Here is a 264-nt window from a genome sequence, read left to right on the forward strand (position 1 = left end):
CTCCAATGAACTTATCAATCATTTGGCTCGAAACCGTTGCGGCAGTATAGTTCATTCCTTGATTCACCAAGACTTGCACCTCAGGTTGTTCTCCTTTCGGTGTGGTCAGCGATATAAGTTTCTGGGACATTTCTGGTGGAAACATAATGGCAGCGTAATACTTCTTATCCTTCATCCCTTGCAATACCTCTTCTTGTGTTTGTAAGAACGTCCATTTAACTTGGCTTTGCTTATTTTGCAGAATTTTCTTTTTTATTTCATCTC

Annotated in this window: 1 protein-coding gene; it reads right to left on the minus strand. The window is 39.8% G+C overall.

Going from position 1 to position 264, the window contains the following annotated elements; genetic code table 11:
- A partial coding sequence (locus SB775_RS30545; protein ID WP_410865011.1) for a YhgE/Pip domain-containing protein occupies positions 1 to 264 on the minus strand: 264 nt, incomplete at both ends.

This window comes from Peribacillus sp. SIMBA_075 (assembly GCF_046534585.1).